Here is an 18,499-nt window from a genome sequence, read left to right on the forward strand (position 1 = left end):
GTGTATAAGAGACAGCGTCGTCCCCGCCCGCGTCCCCATCGCCGCGGCGAAGCCGCAACCCCCGGCGGCGTCGCCTTCGGCGCCGCCAGCGGGTCCGCCGCCCGGCCTGCGCGGTGGCAGGACGATGCGTCCGGCCACCGGTTTCCTGGCGGCGTTGAATGGCGTGCGCTCCGCCTCGCGGAGCCAGCCGCCGGGCAAGCGGACGGACGATGGGGCGCCCGACAGCCGTGCCACCGCGAAGTCGCGGTTGATGGCGGCGGTGGAGGAGCGGCGCGAGAGCGACCAGGGCGCCGGGTTCCGTTCCGGAGGTCCGGTGTCGGACAGCGACTGACCGAGATGAGGATGATCACAGAATGACAGCGTTCAGGGTCGGGGATCAGGTGACGATCCACAACAGCCAGACCGGCCCGGAGAGGATCGCCACCGTCGATGCCTTCACCGAGGGCAACCGCTGCATGGTGCTGTCCGACGGCACCAAATGGCGGGCGGACGGCCAGCGCCAATGGCGCGTCGGCAGCGGCTACTACAAGGGGCCGGTGGTCGAGCGGACGCGGCCCGGTGACGTCGACATCGTGACCCGGCGCCGTGCCATCGGCGTGATCCGCAAGTTCGCCCAGGACCTGAACATGGACAGCCCCCTGGACGCGGCGGCGTTGACCCGCATCGTCGAGCGGATCCAGGCGGAGCAGGCCGCAGCCCCCAAGCCCGTGGAGTCCGAGGACTAAGGAGCACAAGCCTCCGGCCCCGTCCGTCGCGGAGTCGGAGGGCGGACCAGCCGTGTTGCGTTGTCATGCAAATGCGTATCATTATCATGGTATGCAGCCGTGAACTGGCCAGGCAACCGCATTCGGGCTGATATCACATGACGGTCAAGAGGAAGGACGCCGCGGCGCCCCCGGAGCCGAAGACGTCCGCTCCGCGCCAGACGGCTCCCGGCAATCAGGAGAACCCGCTGTCGCGTGGGCGTCTGATCGTTGCGCTGGACGCGCTGCTGTCGAAACGGAACGTCACGCTGGCCGCCCGCGATCTCGGTCTGCAGACCTCGGCGCTCAGCCGGCTTCTGGCGCAGATGCGCGAGGAGTTCGGCGATCCCCTGTTCATCCGCTCGGGCCGCGGTCTGGTGCCGACGCCCTTCGCCGAAGCGCTGCGCCCGCGTGTCCAGGCGCTGGCGCGCGGAATCGACGCCCTGTTCGAGCCGCTGGCGGAACGCCCCGTGGTCGACGAAACCTTTGATCCCCGCTGGAACGTACCGACCGGCATCGCGGCGCCACCGCTCCGGGTGAGGCCCGCCGGCCTGCTGGAGGGCCAGCCGTCCCCGGCCCAGATCGACGCGAAGCTGGACGGAATCGCGCCGGACGCCCCCGCGCAGGACCGTCTGGCCCGCCATATCGGCGTGCTGGGCGTCGCCGGGGGCGGCCACGGTCGCCCGCTGACCGCCGAGGAGGCGGAGGAGGCGATGACCATCATCCTCGCGGGCGAGGCCGATCCGGTGCAGGTCGGCGCTCTTCTCGGCATGATGCGGATGCGTGGCTCGACCGCGCCGGAACTGGCCGGGATGGTGCGGGCGATGCGGGCGCACGTCGCCGCCGGGCTCGGCCGGACGATCCAGGCGGACATCGACTGGCCCTGCTTCACCTCGCCCAACTACCATAACCCGCCCTGGTTCTTCCACGCGGCACGGCTGGTCGCGCAGGCCGGTCACCGGGTGCTGCTGCACGGTAGCACGGGCTGCAGCGCGGCCTCCGGCCGGTACGAGTTCATCGCGCCCACCGTGGGCATCCCGGTCTGCACCAACGGGCGGGAGATCGCGGCGGCGCTGGCGGCGCAGCGGATCGCCTACGCGCCGCTCGCCGCCCTGTCCCCGCAGATCTACCGGCTGATCGGGCTACACCGGCTGACCCAGACCCGCTCCGCCGTGTTCGAGGCCGTGCATCTGCTGAAGCCGTCCAAGGCAAAGACCTCCCTGCTGGGTGCGGCCAAACCGACCTACCGGGAGCTGCACCGCGATGCCGCCCGCATCCTCGGCTGGAAGCACATGGCCGTGCTGGGCAGCGTGCGCGATGTCGCCCAGTTCACTCCCTTCCGCCCCTCGTCCATCCATCGGCTGGTCAACGGGGCGGCGGAGGACCTCATCCTGCCCGCCTGCATGGAGGAGCCGCCGCCGACGCCGCGCCCGCGCGGTACCAGCCTGGAATATTGGCAGGGGGTGTGGACCGGCGCGGTGCGCGACGCGCGGGCCGAGCGCATCATCATCGGCACCGCGGCCTTCGCCCTGTTCGCCCTTCCCGGCGCCACCGGACCGGCCTTCGCCGACGCCTTGCGGCTGGCCGAACAGCTTTGGAAGGCCCGTCTCGGGCAGAGCGCGATGGCTGTGCAAATTCCGCCCTGACGTAGAAAAGACGTTCGGCCCGCGGCACTTCTTCATATTGCGAATAATTCTTATTATCGCAGTTGCTGCTTTGCAACAGTCCGGCCTCGCCCGCCCCGTCGGGACCTGTGAAAGCCTCTGAACAGAGTCTTTAAATCATTGTTACAAAATGGAAAAATTGGTGTGGAGAGCACTCCGCGCGAGCTTGCGGAGGGTCCGCCAAGGGGCTCCGACAAACAGCATATCCCTGCATGCACTGGGGCTGAAGGGTGGTGATTTTGCAATTTAGAATTATTCTGAATGATCGCCGTTGAAGGGGGCGCCTCCCCGATTGGTAGATACCCGCCGCTGATCGGCGCATCCGCCACGACGACTTTTCGGGAGAGCCTCATGTTGCAATCGAATGTCCCCGACCGCCTCCGACCCATCATCGCCGGCGCCGCCGCGACGGCGGGGCTGGCGATGTCCTTCTCCACCCTGGCGACGGTGGCCGAGGCTCAGACGGCCGGAACGGGGACCGGGGCCGCGCCGGGCACCGCGGCCGGTGACGCCACCGTCCTCGACCCGGTGCGGGTCGGCGCCGACCGCCCGGCGGACAGCGGGAACGTGAACGCCAAGCCCACCGGCATCTCCCGGCTGCCCGACACGGTCAAGGACACGCCCCGCGTCGTCAACGTCGTTCCGGAAGAGATCATCGAGCAGCAGCGCGCCACGACGCTGGAACAGGTCCTGCGCAACGTCCCCGGCATCACCATCTCGACCGGCGAGGGCAACGGCGGGCAGAACGGCGACCAGTTCCGCATCCGCGGCCTGACCGCCCGCGGCGACATCTACACCGACGGCCTGAAGGACTTCGGCGTCTACACCCACGACGTCTTCAACACCGAGACGGTGCAGGTCTTCAAGGGGCCGTCGGGCAACGGCTTCGGCGTCGGCAACTCCGGCGGCGTCATCAACCAGGGCACCAAGAAGGCCGGGCTGGACAAGCGCTACAAGGTCGAGCAGTCGGTCGGCTCCGGCCCCACCTACCGCACCACGGTGGACGTGAACCTGCCGATCAACGAGACGACGGCGCTGCGCGTCAACGGTCTGTACCACGACCAGGACGTCGCCGACCGCGACAAGGTCGAGGCCAAGCGCAAGGGCATCGCCGCCGACCTCGGCGTCGGGCTGGGCACCCCGACGACCTGGCACCTGAACTACTCCTACCTTGACGGCGATAAGATCCCGGACATGGGCGTGCCGATGATCCGTGGCCGCGACGGCACGTTCCGCCCGGCGCCCGAGTTCGGACTCGACCGGTCCACGTCCTACGTCCGCAACCAGGACCGCGACGACACCGAGAATCACGTCGTGACCTCGACCCTGGCCCACGAGGTCAGCAAGAGCCTGTCCTTCTACAACGACAGCCGTTACAGCCATTACGAGCGCGATTTCGTCTCCACCGCCCCGGCGGCGCTGACCGCGGCCAGCAGCACGCTCTTCCTGAACGGCGGCAACCCGGTGATCGCCTACGGCGCCGGCGGCGGCCTCGCCTTCAAGCAGAAGGGCTGGGGCGTCCAGAACGTCGCGGGCGCCAAGGCGGAGGGCACCTTCCTCGGCCTCTATCACAAGGTCAACGGCGGGCTGGACCTCAGCTACCAGAAGGACGAGCGGCGCGGCGGCACCTGGGTCAACCGCACCAACACCCAGACCATCCGCAACCCCAGCCACAACTACCCGGCCAACGCCTTCCTGACCTACCCGGCGACCGGCGTGCGTGAATCGAGCGTCGCCAACACCGGTCTCTTCATCACCGACCGCGTGTGGCTGTTCGACCAGCTTTCAGTTCAGGGCGGCCTGCGCTGGGATTACTTCCGCAGCACCTTCCGCGCCTCCGACCCGACGGTGGCGGGCGGCAGCGCCAGCACCCGGACGCTCAGCCCGTCGGCCAGCCTGATCTACGAGCCGACCAAGGACGCGTCGCTGTACTTCTCCTACGCGCGCTCCAACAAGCCGATCGGCGTGGACATCGCCGCGCAGCTCACCAACGGCACGGCGGAGACCCCGCGCAACGGGCGTGACTTCGATCCGGAGAAGACCGACCTCTACGAGATCGGCGGCAAGGCCGACTTCTTCGGCGGTCGTCTGGGCGTGAACGGCGCCCTGTTCCAGATTGAGAAGAGCAACACCTATTCGGTGGATCCGGCCACCGGCACGGTCACCGACGGCTTCTCCGAGGCCGGCCTGGGCACCCGCATCCGCGGTTTCGAGGCCGGGGTGAGCGGCAAGGTGGTGGAGGGCTGGAGCGTCTACGCCAGCTACGCCTACCTCGACGGCGAGATCAAGGAGTCGCGGACCAACGCCGCGGTCGTCGGTAACGAGGCGCCGAACGTGCCGAAGCACAACGCCAGCCTGTGGTCGACCTACGAGTTCGCCCCCGGCGTCGTGCCCGGCAAGGTCATGGTCGGCGGCGGCATCCAGTACGCCTCGGAATACTGGGCCGACAGCGCCAACACCGGCCGCGTGCCGGAGACGGTCTCGCTGGACAGCGTGGTGTCCTACGAGATCAACAACCTGTCCCTGGCGCTCAACGCCTACAACCTGACCGACCACCGCAACTACGCCTCGGCCTTCAACGCCTCGCGCGCGGTGCCGGCCTCGGGCCGCACCTTCATGCTGACCGCCGGCGTCACCTTCTGATCCCGGCCAGGCCGGACCGCGCTCCCGGACCATCCTCCGGGGGCCGGTCCGGCCTTCTTCCTCTGCAAAAGGATTCCTCCCCGTGCTTCTGCAAATCCCCGACGTTCTGACCGCCGACGAGGTCGCCCACTGCCGCGCCGTGCTGGAGGCGTCGCCCTGGGTCGACGGCCGCGTCACCGCGGGCTCCCAGGCGGTGCTGGCCAAGAACAACCTGCAGATCCCGGAGGAGAGCGACACCGCCCGCGAGCTGGGCGTGGTCATCCTGAAGGCGCTGGGGCGCAACCCGGCTTTCAATTCCGCGGCCCTGCCGCTGCGCGTCCTGCCGCCCATGTTCAACCGCTACGACCTGGACATGACCTACGGCAACCATGTGGACAACGCCATCCGGGCCATTCCGGGCACCGGCGGCATGCGGATGCGGGCCGACGTCTCCACCACGATCTTCCTCAGCGATCCCGGCGAGTATGACGGCGGCGATCTGGTCGTCGAGGACACCTACGGCACCAAGGGCGTGAAGCTGCCGGCGGGGCACGCGGTTGTCTATCCGTCCAGCAGCCTGCACCGGGTGACCCCGGTGACGCGCGGCTCGCGCTGGGCCTCCTTCTTCTTCACGCAATCGCTGGTCAAGGACGACGGGCTGAGGGCGATGCTCTACGACCTCGACGTTGCGATCATCGACCTGCGCCGGGAGCTGGGCGACCAGCACCCGTCCGTGCTGGCCCTGGTCAACCACTACCACAACCTGCTGCGGCGCTGGGCGGAGGTGTGATGGCCGGGAGAGTGGCCGCCGCCGTCACGGCGGCGGGGCCGGGCATCATCGACGTGCAGCTCGCCCTGGGGCAGCAATGCCTCGACCGGGGCGGGGCCGAGTGGGCGCAGGCGGTGGAGTGGTTCCGCATCGCCGCGCGCAGTGGCGATCCCCGCGCCGTCAACATGCTGGGCCGCTGCCACGAGCATGGTTGGGGCGTGCCCGCCGATCCCGTCCTGGCCGCCGCCCATTACCGCCGCGCCGCCGAGTTGGGCGATGCATGGGCGCTGTTCAATCTGGCCGACCTGCATTGCCGTGGTCTGGGCGTAGCGGCGGATGACGCCGAAGCCTACCGGCTCTACGCCGCCGCGGCCCGCAAGGGCAACGTGAAGGCGTTGAACATGCTCGGCCTGTTCCACGAGGCCGGGCGCGCGGTGGCCGAGGACGGGGCCGGCGCCCGCCAACTCTTCCGGGCCGCCGCCGAGGGCGGGGACTGCTGGGGCCGCTTCAACCACGCCCGGCTGCTGCTCCAGGACGGGCGGACGGAGGCGGCGCTGGCGTGGTTCACGCGGGCTCTGGAAACCGGCTTCCCCGACTTTTACCGCGGCATGGCCGCCGCCCTGGCCGACCAGCCCGACCCGCGCCTGCGCGCGTTGGCGCGACGGGCAAGCGATTTGGCGGAGGGCCGTTCTTAATAGCCCTCTCCCCTCTGGAGAGAGGGTGGCCCGAAGGGCCGGTGAGGGGGATGTGCGCGTGCCGAACGATCCGCCACGCGCAACCCCCTCACCCTAACCCTCTCCCCGGAGGGGAGAGGGGACAATCCATGAGGACACCTGCGATGAGCGTTCCCGCCGACACCGTCTCGCTCCACGACTACGAGCGCCACTTCACCGCCCGCGTCGACGCGGCGACCCGCGCCTACATCGCGGGGACCGGGGCGGACGGCATCACCCGGCAGGCCAACCGCGACGCCTACGACCGGATGCGCCTGATGCCGCGGGCGCTGCGCGACCTGTCGCAGGCCAGCGCCGCCACGACCCTGTTCGGGCAGGCGATGCCCTATCCCATCCTGATCGCACCCATGGCCTTCCACCGGCTGGTCCACCGCGACGGGGAGCGGGCGACCGCGCAGGCGGCGAACCTCACCGGCACCTGGATGACCGTCAGCACCCAGTCCAGCGTGACGCTGGAGGAGGTTGCGGCGGCGGCCGGCGGACCGCTGTGGTTCCAGATCTACACCCAGCCCCGGCCGGAGGACACGTTGGCCCTGGTGCGGCGGGCGGAGGCCGCGGGTTACCGCGCGCTGGTGCTGACGGTGGACGCCTCGGTCAGCGGCCTGCGCAACATCGAGCAGCGCGCCGGCTTCCGCCTGCCGGACGGCATCGCCCCGGTCAATCTGGCCGGTCTGACGCCGGACGGCTTCACCCCGTCGCGGCCCGGCAGCCCGGTCTTCCAGGGCATGCTGCACGCCGCCGCCACCTGGGAGACGGTGCGTTGGCTGTGCGGCGAGACGCGTCTGCCGGTGCTGCTGAAGGGGATCATGAACCCCGACGACGTCGAATCAGCTATCGAAGCGGGGGCGGCGGGGATCATCGTGTCGAACCATGGCGGGCGGACGCTCGACACGCTGCCCGCGGTGGCGGAGGTTCTGCCGCTGGTCGCCGCCCGCGCGGCGGGCCGCCTGCCCATCCTGGCGGACGGCGGCATCCGGCGCGGCACCGACATCCTGAAGGCGCTGGCGCTGGGCGCCGACGCGGTGCTGGTGGGCCAGCCGGTGCTGCACGCCCTGGCGGTCGGCGGCATGGCGGGGGTGGCCCACATGCTGACCATTCTCCAGACCGAGCTGGAGGTCGCCATGGCGCTCAGTGGACGGGCGCGGCTGGCCGACATCGACCGTTCGGTGATCTTCGACCCGCCGCGCGTCTGAGGCGCCTTACTGGTAATACAGCGCGATGCGCTGGCCGGCGTTCTCCATCACCTGGGCCTCGACGCCGTAGACGTCGCGGATCACGTCGGGCGTGATGATGGCCTCCGGCGGCCCCTGGTGCACCACCCGGCCGTCGCGCATCGCGACGATGCGGTCGGAGTAGCAGGAGGCGAAGTTGATGTCGTGCAGCACCAGAACGACGGTCTTGCCGAACTCGTCGGCGGTGCGGCGGAACAGCTTCATCATCGCCACGGCGTGCTTGACGTCGAGGTTGTTCAGCGGTTCGTCGAGCAGGATGTATTCGGTGTCCTGGCACAGCACCATGGCGATGAAGGCGCGCTGGCGCTGGCCGCCCGACAGCTCGTCCAGGAAGCGGCCGGCCAGCGGCTCCAGGTCCAGATAGCGCAGCGCCTTGGCGATGTGCTCGCGGTCGACGTCGGTCAGGCGGCCCTTGCTGTGCGGGTAGCGGCCGAAGGCGACGAGATCCTCCACCGTCAGGCGCGACATGATCTGGTTGTCCTGGCGCAGGATGGACAGGCGGCGGGCCAGCACCTCGCCGGGGGTCGTGGTCACGTTCAGGCCGTCGACCGTCACCGTGCCCGAGGACATCGGCAGCAGGCGGCTGACGATCGACAGCAGCGTCGACTTCCCCGCCCCGTTCGGCCCGATCAGCGAGATCACCCCGCCCGCCGGCAGGGACAGGGACACCCCGTCGACGACGACGGTGCCGTTGTAGCGTTTCGTGATGTTCTTGACGTCGATCATCGGGCCGAACCCCGCACCAGGATGAACAGGAAGGCGAGACCGCCCACGAACTCGATGACGATGCTGAGCGCGGCGTTGTAGCCGAACACCCGCTCCAGCACGAGCTGGCCGGTGACCAGCGTCAGCACGGCGAGGAGCACCGCGGCGGGCAGGATCAGCGCGTGCCGGTGCGAGCGGACCACCAGATAGGCGAGGTTGGCGACCAGCAACCCGAAGAAGGTGATCGGCCCGACCAGCGCTGTGGACACCGACACCAGGATCGACACCATCACCAGCACCCCCATCACCGCGCGCCGGTGCTCCACGCCGAGGTTGATCGCGGCGTCGCGCCCCAGCGCCAGCACGTCGAAGGTGCGCCGCCAGCGCCAGCCGACCAGCGACACCGCCAAAACGACCAGCGCCGACACCGCCAGCAGCTCGACATCCACCCGGTTGAAGTTGGCGAACAGCCGGTCCTGCACGGTCAGGAACTCGTTGGGGTCGATGATGCGCTGAAGGAAGCTGGTCAGGCTGCGGAACAGCACGCCGAACACGATGCCGACGAGCAGCAGCAGATGCAGGCTGCGCCGGTTGTCGCCGCGCCCCGCGCCGTTGAACAGCCACCAGTAGAGCAGGCCGGAGAAGACGACCATCGACGCCACCTCCACCCCGAAGCGCAGCCGCGGGTCGAGCGACGCCACCAGCCCGCTGCCGAACTGGAAGACCAGCAGCGTCTGGATCATCCGGTAGAGATGGTCGAAGCCCATCACCGACGGGGTGAGGATGCGGTTGTTGGTGATCGTCTGGAACAGGACGGTCGACACCGCGACGGCGTAGCCGACCAGCACCATCGCGGCGATCTTGGTGCCGCGGAAGGCCAGGATGAAGTCCCACTTGCCCCGCGCGCCCAACGTCATGAACAGCGCGATCGACAGCAGGGTCAGCGCCGACAGGCCGCCCAGGACGACCATCGGCGAGAGGATGCGGCGGTCAGCCGGCATGGCCGTTCCTCCGCAGCAGGAGATAGAGGAACAGGGCGCTGCCGATCACCCCCATCATCGTCCCGATCGGGATTTCGTAGGGATGGATCACCAGCCGCCCGGCGATGTCGCAGGCCAGCACCAGCCCGGCCCCCATCAGCGCGACCCAGGGCAGGGACCCGCGCATGTTGTCGCCGCGGACGAGGCTGACGACGTTGGGAACGATCAGCCCCAGGAAGGGGATCATGCCGCAGGTGGCGATCACTGCCGCGGTGGTCATCGACACGATGACCAGCCCCAGCGCCATCACTTTGCGGTGGTCGATGCCCAGGTTGGTGGCGACGTCCCGCCCCATCCCGGCGACGGTGAAGCGGTCCGCCGCCAGATAGGCGACGCCGGTCAGGGCGGCGCTCAGCCACAGCAGCTCGTAGCGGCCGAGCAGGATGGCGGAGAAGTCCCCGGTCTCCCAGCCGCGCACCGACTGGATCAGGTCCTGGCGGTAGGCGACGAACTCGGTCATTGCCGTGATTACCCCGCCCAGCATGATGCCGACCAGCGGCACCACCAGCGGCGAGCGCAGCGGCACCTGCCGCAGGATCGCCAGGAACAGCCCCGTCCCGGCCAGCGCGCACAGGCTGGCGACGGCCATGCGCCCGAACACCGGCATCTCCGGCGCCAGCAGCGAGACCATCATCATGCCGAAGATGGCCGATTCCGCGGTGCCGGCGGTGGAGGGTTCCACGAAGCGGTTGCGCACCAGCATCTGGAGGAGCAGGCCCGACACCGCCATAGCGGCGCCGGCCAGGATCAGGGCCAGCGTCCGGGGCAGCCGGCTGACCAGCAGAACCTGCGTGGCCTGGTCCGTGGCCCCGCCGAACAGCGTCGTGAGGCTCACGTCGCTGACGCCGACGAACAGGCTCCACACGGCCAGCAGGCCGATGCCCAAGGTAGCAATCGGGAGTGTGGCGATTGGCAGGGTCTTCACGGGTCAGGACTTCTTGGACAGCGCCGCCAGGAGATCGTCCACATCCTGCTGGAGCGCCGACAGCCCGCCACCGACGATGTACCAGTTGCCGCCGTTCAGATAGACGACCTGGTTCTTCTGCCAGGCGGTGGTGCGGCGGACGATGTCGTTGTCGAGGAACTGCCGGGCCGGCTTGCCATCCTGCCCGATGGCGGCGTCGCGGTCGATCACGAACAGCCAGTCCGGGTTGGTCTCCAGGATGAATTCGAAGGAGATGGCCTGCCCGTGGTTGGCGACCTTCAGGTCGGGGGCGGCGGGCTGGATGCCGAACTCCGTGTGCAGGATGCCGAAGCGCGATCCCGGCCCGTAGGCGCTCATCTTGCCGCCGGTGGTCAGGACCAGCAGGCCCTTTCCGGACTTGCCCGCCACCGCCTTCAGCTCGGCGATGGAGGCGCGCAGCCGGTCGACCTTCTGCTTGACCAGGGCGGTCTTGCCGAAGATGCGGCCCAGCGTCTCGATGTTGGCGATGGAGCTGGCCAGGAAGTCGGTCTGGTCGGTCGTCATGTCGAGCGTCGGCGCGATGCGCGACAGCTCGGCGTATTTCGGGGCCGACCGGCCGCCGGCGATGATCAGGCCGGGCTCGGCGGCGTTCACCGCCTCGTAGTCCGGCTCGAACAGCGTGCCGATCTTCGCGTAGGACGGCCCGTCATACTTGGCGAGGTGCGGCGGCTTCAGCCCCGTGGGCACCCCGGCGATCGCCACGCCCAGCGCGTCGAGCGTGTCCAGCGCGGTCATGTCGAAGACCAGGACGGGGTCGAGCTTGGCGGGAAGCCGGGTCTCGCCCTGCGCGTGCCGCACCGTCATGTCCTGGGCGTAACCCGGGATGGAGGTCAGGGCGGCGAGGCCGACCACGGCGGCGGTCATGGCGAGGGCGTGGCGTCGGGTCAGCTTCATCCTTGAATCTCCTTCAACTTTGCCGGGACGGCCTATGCCGGAAGGGCGGGCGCACTGTGGTCCGGATTCCTGCGGAACGTCAATGCGAATTCCTCGCATTCGCATTATGTTGGCTGGGCGTGGCTGAGGACTGCTGCGTTCCCTCTCCCGGGGCAGGAGAGTGGAAAAGCGTCTTGGGGGATTGTGTCTCGACATGTCACGATATATCTTAGACCTATCGAAATACAGTGGAGCCCCTGTCATGAGGTTTTTTCCGAATCCCTTCTGCGGCCGGATGCGCCGCCATCATCCCGGTCCGCACGGTGATGGCCCCCATGGTGGCGGCCCTCGTCATGGCGGCCCTCGTCATGCCGCGGAGGGCGGCTGGGGCCATGAGCATCACGAGCGGCGCGGCGGGCGCGGCGGCCGGCGCGGCGTTTTCGAGGCGTCGGAACTGCGGCTGGTCCTGCTGCGGCTGATCGCCGACGAGCCGCGGCACGGCTACGACCTGATCCGCGCCGTCGAGGAACTGACCGGCGGCGGCTATGTGCCCAGCCCCGGCGTGATCTACCCGACCCTGTCGCTGCTGGAGGAGATGGGCCACATCGCCAAGGCCGACGCCGAAGGCGCGCGCAAGCCCTTCGCCGTGACCCCGGAGGGCACCGCCCAGCTCGCCCAGGACGCGGCCACCGTCGAGGCCTTGTTCGCCCGCCTCGCCGCTCTGGCGACCCGGCGGGCCCACACCGACGGCGCTCCGATCCGCCGAGCCATGGAGAATCTGAAGGCCGTGCTGATGCACCGGCTGGGACGCGAGGGCGTTGACGCGGACACGGTGCACGCCGCCGTTTCCATCCTCGACGAGGCGGCCCAGCGCATCGAACGTCTTCCCTGAATCACCGGCCTGAATCACCGGTACCAAACAGAAGGATCATCATGAGACACGCCAGCAGCGTCCGCGTTCCGACCCCGAACGGCAGCCGCTACCTCCAGCAGCTCTGCAAGCACTGGGCGCACAATCTGACAGTGGAGTACACGCCGGAGGCGGGGAGCGTCGTCTTCCCGCACAACGCCCGCGGCGCCGATTGGCCGGGTGACGCCACCCTGACGCTCCAGGCCCGGCCGGACGCGCTGGACTGTCGGCTGGACACTAGCTCCGCCGAGCATCTCGCCGCGTTGAAAGGGGCGCTGGAACGCCACCTCGACCGCTTCGCCTTCCGCGAGCTTCCGCTGTCCTATCCGTGGCAGGACGAGGCGGCCTGATCCGGCCGTCCCCCTTGTCCTTGTTGCGATAGGGGATTTTGTCACCGGAATGTTCCCCGGCATGCATGGATATGCCTTGAACTCCCCTGCCCGAATACGGGAAGAACCATCCTGAAGGAATAGGGATGGCAGGAGGGGGTAACCATGCCGAAGCGCGGCAATGGTGGGGTGGGGCGTTTTTCCGGCTGGCGTGCCGTCATGGCCGCCTGCGCCGTCGCGGCGCTCGGCGCCGTTGTGCCGGCCGCGTCGGCGGCGGAGCTGTCGATCGTCTTCACCTCGACGATGGCGGACATCGAGCCGGTGGAGGGCGAGGGCGGCCTCGCCAACCTGGCCACGCTGCTGCGCACCAAGCGGGCGGAGGGCAACACGCTGTTCCTGCACGGCGGCGCGTCGCTGACCGCGGGCGTCCTGTCCACCTTCGACCGCGGCGCCCACATGATCGACCTGCTGAACGAGCTTCAGCCCGACATGATGGCGGTGACCAAGCGCGACCTCGGCTTCGGCAAGGACGAGCTGACCCTGCGCAGCTACGAGGCGCGCTTCCCCTTCGTCAGCGCGACCACCATCGACCGCAACACCGGCAAGGTGATGGAGGGGCTGGAGCCGTCGGCGCTGCTCGACACGCCGGCGGGCAGGATCGGCGTGGTCTCGGCGATCTCGCCGGAACTGACGGTGCAGTACATCGTGCCGGACATCGAGGTGCGCCCGCCCGCCGCGATCGCGGCGGAGGCCCGCGCGCTGCGCGCCCAAGGCGCCGACTATGTGATCGCCATCCTGGACAACGCCCCGGAGGCGGTGGAGGCGCTGCGCGGCGAGCCCGCCATCGACGCGCTGCTCCAGCTCTCCGCCACCGGCAAGGACGTGCTGGAGGCCGATAAGGGAAAAGTCTTCGGCGTCCACGTCAACGTGAAGGGATCGGCCTTCGTCCTGCGGCTGGACGGCGACGGCAAGGCGCCGCCCGCATTGGCCGGCGCCGACATCGTGCCGCTCGCCGGATTGCCGCCGGACCCGGCGATGGAAAAGCGGGTCGGCGTTTATCTGGCCCGGCTGTCGGAACTGCTGGACATCAACGTCGGGACGACGGCGACCCCCCTCGACACCCGCCGCGCCGCGATACGCACCGGGGAGAACGCCTTCGCCTCGCTGATCGCCGACGCCATGCGCGGCCATTTCAAAACCGACGTGGCCTTCATCAACGGCGGCAACATCCGCGGCAACCGCCAGTACGAGGCGGGGACCGTGCTGACCCGCCGCGACATCCAGCGCGAACTGCCCTTCCGCGACACCATCATCGCCGTGACCCTGCCCGGCAAGGCCCTGCGCGACGCGCTGGAGGTCAGCGCCGCCGGGGTGGACAACCAGAAGGGCAGCTTCCTCCATCCGTCCAACATGGCGGTGGTCTATGACCTGAAGCAGCCGGCGGGCAGCCGCGTCGTCTCCGTCACGGTGGGCGGCAAGCCGCTCGACCCGAACGCGACCTATTCGGTGGCCCTGCCCAACTATCTGGCCCAGGGCGGCGACGGCTACGGCATGCTCAAGTCGCCGGGCGCCTCCTCCTCCGGGGCCGGTGGCAAGCTGCTGTGGGAGATCATGGCCCAGCACCTGACCGACCGCGGGACGGTGTCGCCCCGCATCGACGGCCGCATCACCGAGCGTTGATGACGACGGAGCCAGCCTCGACCATGCCGGTCCCGCGCACCCCCTTCCGGGGCGGCGTCGGGCGGCGCGTCGGGCTGGGCCTGCTGGTGATGGTGGGGGTGCTGCTGGGCGTGTCGGGTGCGGCGCTCTACGACCTCGCGCAGTTCCGCCACGCCCTGTCGGACCTGTCCAACGGGGCGCTGCCGCGCATCACCACCGGGGCGGTGCTGAACGGCGGCCTGCAGCAGGTGCTGTCGCAGGCGACCCGGCTGGGCGGGGCGACGAGCCATCCCGAACGGCGGGTCACCCTGGCCGAGCTGACGGCCAACCTGACGGCGGTCACCCGGTCGGCCCAGGCCCTGTCCGACATCGAGGGCGGCGCCACGCTGGCCGGCGTCCTGGGGACGCTCGTCCCGACATTGGCGGACCTCGACCGGCTGGTCGCCGAGCGCATCGATGCGGCGGCGCGCAGCGACGACGCGCTGGACGAGACCCGGCGCCTGTCGGCGGAGGCCGGCGCTCTGGTCGCCGCCGTGCTGCCGACCCTGCCTTCGGACCGGCTGGGGCCGCTGACAGCCTGGACCAACACGGTCAACCGCGTGCTGAACGAGAGCACCCACGCCGGCAACAGCCGCTTCCAGCGCGAGATCGCGCGCGCCCAGCGGGACGCGGCGGCGGCGCTGTCGGCCCTGCCGGCGCTCCATACCGGGCTGCCGCCCGAACAGGCGGAGCGCTTCGCCGCCCTGCACCGCCGGCTCGAGACGGCTCTGCTCGGCCCCACCGGCCTGCTGCCCAGCCTGATGGAGCGGCAGGCGGCCATCGCCCGCAGCAAGGCGCTGACCAATCAGGTGCTGGTGATGGTCGAGGAGGTCGTGAAGATCTCCCACGCGCTGTTCGAACGGATCAACGCGGCGGCGGCGGGCGAGGCGGACGGGCTGTCGGAACTGGCCGCGACGCAGAACCGCATCCTGGTCGGGCTGGGCGCGCTGGGCTTCCTGGTGGCGCTCGGTGTGTATCTGTACCTGCGCCGCTTCCTGACCCTGCGTCTGGTCCGGCTGAACGACGCGGTGCTCGACCGGGTGGAGGGGCGGGAGACGCCGCTGCCCGACGGCGGCACCGACGAGATCGCCACCATCTCCCGCTCGATCCGCCACTTCCTCGACGAGATCGCGCGCCGCCAGCAGCAGGTGGAGGAGGCCCGCCACCGCGCCGAGGAGGCGTCGCGCGCCAAGGGCGATTTCCTGGCGAACATGAGCCACGAGATCCGCACGCCGATGAACGCCATCCTCGGCCTCAGCCACCTCGCCCTGCGCGCCGGGCCGCCGCCGCGCCAGCGCGGCTACCTGACGCGGATCCGCGCTTCGGCAACCGCGCTGCTGGGGATCATCAACGACATCCTCGACGTCTCGAAGATCGAGGCGGGGATGCTGACGCTGGAGCGCGTGCCCTTCGACCTGTCCGCCGTGCTCGACATGGTGGCCGGCACCGCCGCCCTGTCCGCCGAGGAGAAGGGGCTGGCCCTGCGGCTGGAGGTCGCCCCGGACGTGCCCACCGCCCTGCTGGGCGACCCGTTGCGGCTGGGGCAGGTGCTCCTCAACCTCGTCAACAACGCGGTGAAGTTCACCGAGAGCGGCAGCGTGGTTCTCGGCGTGGCCGCCGCGCCACGAGGGACGGAGGATGCGGAGACCGAACTGCGCTTCGCCGTGCGCGACACCGGAATCGGCATGACGGCGGAGCAGGTGGCCCGCCTGTTCCAGCCCTTCGCCCAGGCCGACAGCTCGACCACCCGCCGCTACGGCGGGACCGGGCTGGGGCTGGCGATCAGCCGGCGGCTGGCCGTCATGATGGGCGGCGGCATCACCGTGGACAGCGCCCCCGGCCTGGGCAGCACCTTCCGCTTCACGGTGACGGTCGGCGTGCAGGACGGCGCCGCGACGGTGCTGCCCGCCTTGGCCGATCCGGGGCTTGCGGGCCTGCAGGTGGACGAGCCGCTGCGCGGCCTGCGCGTGCTGGTCGCCGACGACAACGCCGTGAACCGGCTGGTCGCGCGGGAACTGCTGGAGGATGCCGGGCTGGCCGTCTCCGCGGTCGGCAGCGGCGGGGAGGCGGTGCGGCTGGCGCTGGAGCCGGGGGCGGGCTACGCCGCGCTGCTGACGGACGTCCAGATGCCGGACATGGACGGCTTCGCGGTGGCGCGGGCGATCCGCCGCCACTGCGGTCCCGACCGCCTGCCGATCATCGCCATGACCGCCCACGCCCTGGAGGAGGAACGGCGGCGCTGTCTGGACGCGGGGATGGACGACCACATCGCCAAGCCGGTGGAACCTCACCGCCTCGTCGCCGTGCTGAACCGCTGGCTGAAGCCGTTCGGGCGGCGGGAGGCTCTGCCGGTTGCCAAGGCTGCGGAGATGGATGCCGTGCTTCCTGACGGCTTGGAGGGGTTCGACCTCGTCCCGGCGCTGGCGCGGATGAACGGGCGGGCGGGCACGCTGCGCCGGGCGATCCTGGATTTTCTCGACCGTTACGGCGACGCGCCGGTCCGGCTGGAGCATCTGCGCAGCGCGGGAGACGGGACGGCGCTGGAACGCTTTGCCCACGGGCTGCGGGGCAGCGCCGGAACGGTCGGCGCGATGGCCGCCAGCGCCGCCGCCGCGGCGCTGGAGCTGGCGGCGCGCGAGGAGCGGTGGGAGGCGATGCCGGGGCTCTTGGCCGACCTGTCCGCCGTCCTCGGCCCCGCGCTGGCTTCGGCGGAAACGCTGCGCAGCGTGGAGGTGCCCTTGGAGGTCGTGCCGGAAATCCCGGTGGTTCCTCTCGGCGACCCGGGCAAGCTGGACGAGGCGCTGCGCGCGCTGGAGGAGGCGTTGCGCAGCGGCAGCCTGTCGGCGGCGGCCCGCTTCGACGCTCTGCGCGGCCTGCTGGCCGGGCGCGGCCATGACGAGGCGATGGACAAGATGGGACGGGCCGTGGAAGCGTTGGATTTCGCTGCGGCCCGCGCGGCGCTGGAACGGCTCGCCGCCGCATGGATCAGGGAACGGGACCGGGAGACGACGCCGTGAGCGGTGGTCACATTTTGATCGTCGATGACGACACGGCCAACATCCGCGCGCTCGCCAGCGTGCTGGAGGACCGGCACGAGGTGCGTTTCGCGACCTCCGGCCGCCGCGCGCTGGAGCTGGCTTCCGCCGATCCGCCGGAGCTGGTGCTGCTCGACGTGATGATGCCGGGGCTGGACGGCTACGCGGTGTGCCGGCTGCTGAAGACCGACCCGGCCACCGCCGACGTCCCGGTGATCTTCATCACCTCCCTGTCCAGCCCGGAGGAGGAGGCCTTCGGGCTGGAGACCGGGGCCGTCGATTACGTGACCAAGCCCTTCAGCCCGGCCATCGTGCGCGCCCGCGTCGCCACCCACCTGTCGCTGCGCCGGGCCAACCGCAGCCTGAAGGACGAGAACGAGCATCTGGAGGCCCTGGTCCGCGAGCGCACGCGCAAGCTGGCCCAGGCCCAGCGCGAGAAGATGGCGGCGCTGCGCCAGATGGTCGCCGGCGTGGCCCACGAGATCAACACGCCCATCGGCGTGGCGTTGGGCAGCGCGTCCCACCTCGGCGACCGGGTCGCCGCGATGACGGAGCGGCTGGCCGCCAACCAGCTCCGCCGTGCCGAGCTGGAGCGCTTCCTGGCGAGCGCCGGGGAGCTGGCCGCCCTGCTGTCCGGCACCATCGCCCGCGCCGGGGAGATCGTGCGCTGCTTCAAGGGGGTGGCGGCGGACCACGGCGGGCTGCGCCAGACCATCGCGCTGAGGCCCTTCCTGGAGCAGGTGACGGAGAGCCTGCGCCCGCAGTGGGAGCCGCTGGGGCATCGCATGGCCGTGGACTGCCCCGCCGACCTGCGCATGGTCAGCAACCCGGCGATCCTGTCCGCGGTTCTGGAGCAGCTTGTTCGCAACGCCCTGGAACATGCCTTTCCGGCGGGGCGGCATGGGCTGGTGACGATTGGGGCTGCGGCGTCGGGACCTGAGACGGTTTTGCTGTCCGTCGCCGACGACGGGGCCGGCATCGCGGAGGGGACCGCCGGGCGCATCCTGGAGCCCTTCTTCACCACCCGCCGCGGTACCGGCTCGGTCGGGCTCGGCCTGAACATCGTGGACAATCTGGCGACGGACCGGCTGGGCGGATCCTTCACCATCGCCTCGCGCTCCGGGGGCGGCACCCTGGCGACCCTGCATCTGCCGGCCCGCACCCCGCCGGATCTGTGATCC

General features: G+C 70.2%; 15 protein-coding genes and 1 pseudogene. 12 read left to right on the forward strand and 4 right to left on the reverse strand.

Annotation, left to right across the window (positions count from 1 at the left end):
- The 7 genes and pseudogenes from Q4I23_RS09095 to Q4I23_RS09125 all read left to right on the forward strand — a co-directional run.
- Positions 1 to 331, forward strand: a pseudogene (locus tag Q4I23_RS09095) (hypothetical protein); the annotation flags it as partial.
- Positions 332 to 353: 22 nt separating this feature from the next.
- Positions 354 to 725 carry a hypothetical protein gene (locus Q4I23_RS09100; RefSeq protein WP_237905365.1) on the forward strand — a complete coding sequence of 124 codons (372 nt, stop codon included), beginning with the start codon at positions 354 to 356 and terminating at the stop codon, positions 723 to 725.
- Positions 726 to 862: 137 nt separating this feature from the next.
- On the forward strand, positions 863 to 2,389 hold the full coding sequence (locus Q4I23_RS09105) for a glycosyl transferase family protein (protein ID WP_498526006.1): 1,527 nt from the start codon (positions 863 to 865) through the stop codon (positions 2,387 to 2,389).
- A gap of 369 nt (positions 2,390 to 2,758) precedes the next feature.
- On the forward strand, positions 2,759 to 5,050 hold the full coding sequence (locus Q4I23_RS09110; protein WP_498526007.1) for a TonB-dependent receptor: 2,292 nt from the start codon (positions 2,759 to 2,761) through the stop codon (positions 5,048 to 5,050).
- A gap of 82 nt (positions 5,051 to 5,132) precedes the next feature.
- The gene (locus tag Q4I23_RS09115; protein ID WP_109071431.1) at positions 5,133 to 5,819 is read left to right on the forward strand and encodes a Fe2+-dependent dioxygenase; all 687 of its coding nucleotides are present in this window, start codon (positions 5,133 to 5,135) and stop codon (positions 5,817 to 5,819) included.
- A complete protein-coding gene (locus Q4I23_RS09120; RefSeq protein ID WP_454017227.1) occupies positions 5,819 to 6,493 on the forward strand; it encodes a tetratricopeptide repeat protein in 675 nt (224 codons plus the stop codon). Before Q4I23_RS09115 ends, Q4I23_RS09120 begins: the two co-directional genes overlap by 1 nt.
- A gap of 143 nt (positions 6,494 to 6,636) precedes the next feature.
- A complete protein-coding gene (locus Q4I23_RS09125) occupies positions 6,637 to 7,725 on the forward strand; it encodes an alpha-hydroxy acid oxidase (protein WP_498526008.1) in 1,089 nt (362 codons plus the stop codon).
- A gap of 6 nt (positions 7,726 to 7,731) precedes the next feature.
- Here Q4I23_RS09125 and Q4I23_RS09130 read toward each other — a convergent pair whose 3' ends face one another.
- Genes Q4I23_RS09130 through Q4I23_RS09145 form a run of 4 tightly spaced genes read right to left on the reverse strand, consistent with a single transcriptional unit; the run spans position 7,732 to position 11,367 of the window.
- Positions 7,732 to 8,490, reverse strand: a complete 759-nt coding sequence (locus Q4I23_RS09130) for an iron ABC transporter ATP-binding protein (protein WP_498526009.1) — start codon at positions 8,488 to 8,490, stop codon at positions 7,732 to 7,734.
- Positions 8,487 to 9,470: an iron chelate uptake ABC transporter family permease subunit gene (locus tag Q4I23_RS09135; protein ID WP_498526010.1), complete on the reverse strand. Its 984-nt coding sequence runs from the start codon at positions 9,468 to 9,470 to the stop codon at positions 8,487 to 8,489. The genes Q4I23_RS09130 and Q4I23_RS09135 overlap by 4 nt, the downstream gene beginning before the upstream one ends.
- A complete protein-coding gene (locus tag Q4I23_RS09140) occupies positions 9,460 to 10,434 on the reverse strand; it encodes an ABC transporter permease (RefSeq protein ID WP_498526011.1) in 975 nt (324 codons plus the stop codon). Before Q4I23_RS09140 ends, Q4I23_RS09135 begins: the two co-directional genes overlap by 11 nt.
- A gap of 3 nt (positions 10,435 to 10,437) precedes the next feature.
- On the reverse strand, positions 10,438 to 11,367 hold the full coding sequence (locus Q4I23_RS09145) for a siderophore ABC transporter substrate-binding protein (RefSeq protein ID WP_498526012.1): 930 nt from the start codon (positions 11,365 to 11,367) through the stop codon (positions 10,438 to 10,440).
- Between the two features lie 241 nt (positions 11,368 to 11,608).
- Here Q4I23_RS09145 and Q4I23_RS09150 point away from each other — a divergent pair, with 241 nt between their 5' ends.
- The 5 genes from Q4I23_RS09150 to Q4I23_RS09170 all read left to right on the forward strand — a co-directional run bounded on the left by Q4I23_RS09150 (position 11,609) and on the right by Q4I23_RS09170 (position 18,496).
- Positions 11,609 to 12,238 carry a PadR family transcriptional regulator gene (locus Q4I23_RS09150; protein ID WP_498526013.1) on the forward strand — a complete coding sequence of 210 codons (630 nt, stop codon included), beginning with the start codon at positions 11,609 to 11,611 and terminating at the stop codon, positions 12,236 to 12,238.
- A 41-nt stretch (positions 12,239 to 12,279) separates the two neighbouring features.
- Positions 12,280 to 12,606 (forward strand): DUF2218 domain-containing protein, encoded by a 327-nt coding sequence (locus Q4I23_RS09155; RefSeq protein ID WP_137104531.1) that lies wholly within the window; start codon positions 12,280 to 12,282, stop codon positions 12,604 to 12,606.
- A 144-nt stretch (positions 12,607 to 12,750) separates the two neighbouring features.
- Positions 12,751 to 14,265 (forward strand): bifunctional metallophosphatase/5'-nucleotidase, encoded by a 1,515-nt coding sequence (locus tag Q4I23_RS09160; RefSeq protein ID WP_498526014.1) that lies wholly within the window; start codon positions 12,751 to 12,753, stop codon positions 14,263 to 14,265.
- A complete protein-coding gene (locus Q4I23_RS09165) occupies positions 14,265 to 17,300 on the forward strand; it encodes a hybrid sensor histidine kinase/response regulator (protein ID WP_498526015.1) in 3,036 nt (1,011 codons plus the stop codon). Before Q4I23_RS09160 ends, Q4I23_RS09165 begins: the two co-directional genes overlap by 1 nt.
- Entirely contained in the window at positions 17,297 to 18,496 is a 1,200-nt protein-coding gene (locus tag Q4I23_RS09170) for a sensor histidine kinase (RefSeq protein WP_454017218.1), read from the forward strand. Before Q4I23_RS09165 ends, Q4I23_RS09170 begins: the two co-directional genes overlap by 4 nt.
- Positions 18,497 to 18,499 lie beyond the last annotated feature (3 nt).

The organism is Azospirillum sp. UFLA03-27 (assembly GCF_059803775.1).